At 63.0% G+C, this 5,080-nt stretch carries 3 protein-coding genes; all 3 read right to left on the bottom strand.

What is annotated here, in order from left to right:
• Nucleotides 1–90: 90 nt before the first annotated feature.
• Nucleotides 91–2,928, bottom strand: coding sequence for a phage/plasmid primase, P4 family (locus tag B4393_RS27020; RefSeq protein WP_078336699.1), 2,838 nt, complete (start codon nucleotides 2,926–2,928; stop codon nucleotides 91–93).
• A 78-nt stretch (nucleotides 2,929–3,006) separates the two neighbouring features.
• A complete protein-coding gene (locus B4393_RS27015) occupies nucleotides 3,007–3,207 on the bottom strand; it encodes a hypothetical protein (RefSeq protein ID WP_043078138.1) in 201 nt (66 codons plus the stop codon).
• A gap of 1,389 nt (nucleotides 3,208–4,596) precedes the next feature.
• On the bottom strand, nucleotides 4,597–5,080 hold a 484-nt coding region (locus tag B4393_RS27005), incomplete at its 5' end, for an MT-A70 family methyltransferase (RefSeq protein WP_269087577.1).

The following is a 5,080-nucleotide window of genomic DNA, read 5'->3' as shown; positions in this document are numbered from 1 at the left end:
GTGGCGCGGTGATGCGCGCGCTGCGCGAGTTCCGTCTGCGTGAGGATGGTGCTCATATGGCCGATTGTTGTTGAGCTGGAGTGGGATTGGCTAGTCACGGCCCGTCACGTCCCCCTGGGTGCGGTAGTCGCTTCTGCTCGTGATTCCCCAGATGTTTGTCCGTGCCAGCCGCTCGTCCAGCTCGGCGCGGAGCCTGGCGACCTGGACGCGCAACTCCTCGACAGCGGCTTCCCCGCCCCCTGCGTGGGCCTCGGCCTCGGCGCGCTCAATCAGCGAGTCGATGTTGAACGGGCGGAACTTGGCCTCGGGACCGAGCGCGTTCAACAGCTCTTCGACAGCCGAGCCGAAAGTCGGCGCGGACGACGAGGACAGGTCGGAGGCGTAGTAAATAGTCGGAGTGGGCTTGACCTTGGCGGGCGCGGCCTTCGGCTTCCCCTTGGCCGAGGGTGCCGCCGTGGTCGGCTTCGGCTTCGGCGTAGATGCGGGAGGTGGTGGAGTGCTGCCCCCGCGAGGATCCGCATCGCCGTCGTCCTCGTCCTCGTCGTCATCCTCGTCGAGTGGCGGCGGTGTCACCGCTACGTCACTACGAATCGGCGTCACATTGTCCGGAGTGTCCGGGTCTTCCCCACCGTCGTCGTTCGGGAAGAGCAGGGGAATCAGCGAGCCGTACGTGTCGGCGCGGGCTCCCCACTCCTCCTGGGGCTTGACGGAAATATTGAGGACGCGCGCGCCCGCGATGTTCCGTGTTTCCCGCACCCCGGGGAGCGTCTCGATGCGGGCGCGGAACGTCTTCAAGTTCATTCCGCCCGATTGGCCTTCACCCGTGCGGAACGTGTCGAACGCCTTGAACAAACTCTTAATCGGTAGCGGTTCACCGACCAGCCAGGCATCCTCGATGCTCATTCCCAGACCGCGCTCGCGACGGATACCCAAGCTGCCGCCGACCGCTTTGGCCATGGGCCGCACGCCAACCGTGCAGCACTGCGCGACGAACTGCGCCACCCTGTCCGACGAGGACTCGAAGTGCGCTTTGACGGCGGGATGCGCCGCCTGCCACTGATACCCGGAGAGGATGTGGCGCTGGCGGGCCGTGGCCCACCGCACGAGAATCCCCGGAAGCTCCGTGAGGAGCTGCTTCTCGATTGCGGGGTTCTCCTTGTTCTTGTAGGACTTGGGGAACGCGGCGGGCACAGTGCGCGCGAAGTAAGCGTCGCCTTCCACCACGGAAATGGTGGGAATCGTGTTCGCCGAGAACAGAAACAGCGAGTTGGCGCGGAAGTGGAACATTTTCCCGTACTTGCGATTGGCCGTGATTTTGTCGTCGCCCGTCACGCGCTTGAAGACGGACAAGTCGTTCACGTGGTCCTTGGGAAGATCCGGGCACACGTTGATGGCGCGGCCATACAACTCGGCTGCGGCGAATTGGTTGTCGGCCAGTTGCTGCAATGTCAGCCCGGAGACGTACTGTTCGCCGCCCGCGAGCTTCTCGGCCAGCCGCAGGATTGTGGACTTTCCCGAGCGGGACGGGCCGAACAGGAACAACGCCCTGGCGGGGGTGAGGCTCGGGTCGAGGAACTGGCTGATGACCTCTTCCACCAGCTCGACCTGGAATGGCCCCACCCGGTCGGATAGCCAGGCGTCGTAGGTGGGGCACGCCGCGTCGGGATTCCAGTCCGCCGGAATCTGTCGGGTGCTCAGGTACTTCGGGTCATGCGGGTGCAGGACCAGCGTGCGCAAGTCGAGCATGCCGTTGCGCAGGTTCAACATCTGATGAGGCGCGAGATCAGGCAGTCTGAGCCCTGCTGCGTGCAGCATCGCTTGAGCCTTGGCGGTCGCGTTGGCCAGGTGCCCAGTAGTGAAATGCGCGCCGAGCAGGGTGGACACCAGCGCGGGGAAACCCGCATCACTCGTGTCGTAGACGCCCTGCCGGTACACAGCGACGGTGCCGTCAGCGGCCAAAGCGATGGGCGCGATGTCCGACTCCGCGACAACTCGCACGAGCATGTCAGCGTCCAAGCCACCGCCGTCGCGCAACCACACCCCGCCGTCCAAACGCGGCGGAAGCTTCACCCGGCCGCTCACGAAGTCATATGCCTGAGTGACCGATTCAGACAGCTCTGCCTGCTGCTGCGCGAGAGACTTCTTGGGAGCCGAGTCTTTCTGGGCCTTTGGCCTGCGCGATGCGGGCTTGCTCGTGGCCCTGTCCACCAGCCGATTCCAGGCAGCGGCGCGTTTGTCCACAGGCAAGGCGGTCAGGTAGTCGTCCACCCCGGTCTTGCCGCCGCCGGGCACCTGGGTGTAGCGGATGGACTCAGCGTTCGACAGGGCGGAACCGAGGCGCTCAGCCCCTTCGTAGACCTTTGGGTTGCTCCCGGCGTCAGCGTCCATGCAGATCAGCACTTCTCGCCCCTCAGCGAGGCGCACGAGGGCGATGTCGGGAGTCCAGTCTCCCGTGCTCCACGCAGAGCACCCCGGAATCGACAGCACCCATGTGTCCTTGTCGCCGCTCTCCGCGAGCATCGAGGCGACTGCCAACGCCTTCTTGAATCCTTCGACAAGGAGCACCCTGCCGTCGTCGGAACCACGGCGGACAACACCATGATTCGCGGCGCGAGGCGCTGGCTCGAACTGGTATTTCCCTTCACCGTCGGCGGGGCTGTCCGACCGGAACTGGAATCGGGGCTCACCGCCGTCGAGTGGGTGCCACACGAACAGCAGGCCCTGAGTGCGAGACTTCAAATGCTGCCAGGGATTTCGGTCGGGGCCAAGACGCAGGTCCACGGAGGTCTCCACGGAGCGCACCAGGTGCGGGTGGGTTTCGAGGAACTCGGCGGTGCAGGCCGCACCCGCGATCAGGACCTCACGGTCCTTCTCGTTCAACGGCTGCGCAGGCAACTCAGAGGTTAGAGTTGGTGTTACAGTTGTCATGTCGGACTTTCTTGTTCGGTGTCAGGGTCAGCGCTCGTTTCCAGGCGGGGATGCTGACCCTGATTCGTTTTCAGGGGTCTAGGCGGCTTTCCGCTTCTGCTTCCAGGTGCGGTCCACGTCCTCTTGGCGCAGGAGCCAAACGCGTCGCCCACCACCTACTTGGACCGATAGCGCGGGCAGCCGCCCTGCCGCGATAGCCGCGTGCACGGCTCTGCGGGTGCGTCCAACGCGGGCTGCGGCAGCACCTACGCCGAGCAGCAAGTCAATGTCATCACTCATATCATCGAGATTAGCTCTGAATTGCCCATATGCAACCGAAAATGGCGTACTAGCAGTAGATTTGCACGTCCCGTGACACGATTTGTGATTGCTAAATCCGCACGAACAGGAGCGGAAATCTTACGGAACGTCGCGAAAGAGATTGGAATCCCAGGAACGACCTGGGCAGAGCGTCTTACGGAACATTCGCCCCGTTCTAGGCCTCCTTCAATGGCCATCGTGTGCTGCCAGCAATCATGTGATGCTAGTCACATTCGGGAGGGTGTATGGCCACTCCTGCCAGGCGCGCAGACATTTCTGCCAGGTCAAAACAGCATCTCCGCCGACTCAACCGATAGCCTCGGGCACCGAAAAGACCAGCTCAACAATACTTTCCGCGTGTTGCGCTAAGCACAACGGCAGAAACGGCACTTTTCGGCCATTAACCCCTATACAGAAAAAACACACACTATCTCCCCCTCCAGACGCGCGATGTCAGGGTCTTGGGGACGTGACAGCTACCAGAAACACGCATTTTTACCTCTATAGAGTTAGTGGCCGAAAAGTGCCGTTTCTGCCGTTGTGCTCGATGCAACACGCCCATCAGCAGGGCACTGAGCTGTAAAAACACATGCTGAGCTGGGGTATCGAGTCCCTAATCCTCAGTCGTAGCTATTGGTTCCGACTCCCTTGGGTTCCACGCCGATGGCGACCATGCGAGACCTCCTGTCGCGTCGATTAGCTTCCCTCCACTGCCGTCCAGCGCACCGGGCATGACACGCGTTTTCGTGTCTTTCTCTTGCAGCATCAGGCAGACGACTGGAAAGTCGTTGTTACCAAATCTTGTCGTGATGCCGGGTGCCAACGGCACCACCGCAGTCGTCTTCCACTTGTCATCGTCCGACATCCCAATCCCCTCACTCCCGAACAACCGAACAATCCAGGGAACTCCTGTCACGTCCCCCGCCTCCACGAAACGCTAGCGACCGAGCACTCCCCCTGTGCCCGCTTCACCCGAAGTGCTACGGCGGCAACAACACCCCTATCCCCGGACATCCCCGGACCCTCCCCGGACACCCGAGCCCTAAAACCCCAGTTCAGCCCCCATTTCCCCACGGTTTCCGGTGTCCGGGTGGTCACGACCACCGGACATCGGGGCGTGCCCCGTCCACGAAGAGCCCGCTGAGCAGGGGTTGTCGAGTCCCCGTGACGGTAAAAGTGCTGGTCGGCCAGGTTACCGGGGGTCGGTAACCCTAAAGCACCGTCCGGGCGCCCGGCCGAGACCCCGGACGACGAAAGGGCTGGTCAGTGGGCTCTCGGACGGGACGGGTGTCCGGGGATGCCCCGGACTCTCGGTGCCGCCCGCACCGTCCACACGTACGCCCAAAACCCGTTACATCCGCCCCCTTTTCACCCGTGATGTAACGGGTTTTGAGCACCCGCCAGCGCCGCTCGCCGATACCGCTTCCTGCACGAATCCGAGCACCACGTCCGCCGTCTTCCCGTGCTCGGTTGAGCCAAATCCCCCTGGCATACGGGGCACCGAACAGGGTGCGTTTCCGGACGAAAACGACCGGAAACACCCTCACTCTCGTCACCCCATGACACCCACCCTGGACGCTCCTCGCGGGCGAACAACTCGACCCGAGGACCAGGCGAGGACTGTTCAATCAACCAGTACTGCTCCACAGGCTTGCGTGAGTGCTCGCGCCTCCGTGCCGCGATCACATTCGGCATCGAGCGGCCCGCCGGGAGCGTCCGCAGGCTTCCCCGAACACCGAACAACAACAACTCAGCGGCATTTCGGAAATACCAACCCACACCCGACCCGTCAGGTTCCCCGTCGAGCCGAGTCTTGAGCCATGTGATACTCGTGGTGTACCGAAAACCCCAG

The organism is Mycobacteroides franklinii (assembly GCF_002013895.1).
Taxonomy (GTDB): Bacteria; Actinomycetota; Actinomycetes; order Mycobacteriales; family Mycobacteriaceae; genus Mycobacterium; species Mycobacterium franklinii.
The sequence above is the reverse complement of the archived record's forward strand: the minus strand, read 5'-3'. Positions and strand labels throughout refer to the sequence as shown.

Bases quoted from the DNA above. Each gene is read 5' to 3' on its own strand.
- B4393_RS27020 (WP_078336699.1), bottom strand. From the start codon at position 2,928: ATGACAACTGTAACACCAACTCTAACCTCTGAGTTGCCTGCGCAGCCG.
- B4393_RS27015 (WP_043078138.1), bottom strand. From the start codon at position 3,207: ATGAGTGATGACATTGACTTGCTGCTCGGCGTAGGTGCTGCCGCAGCC.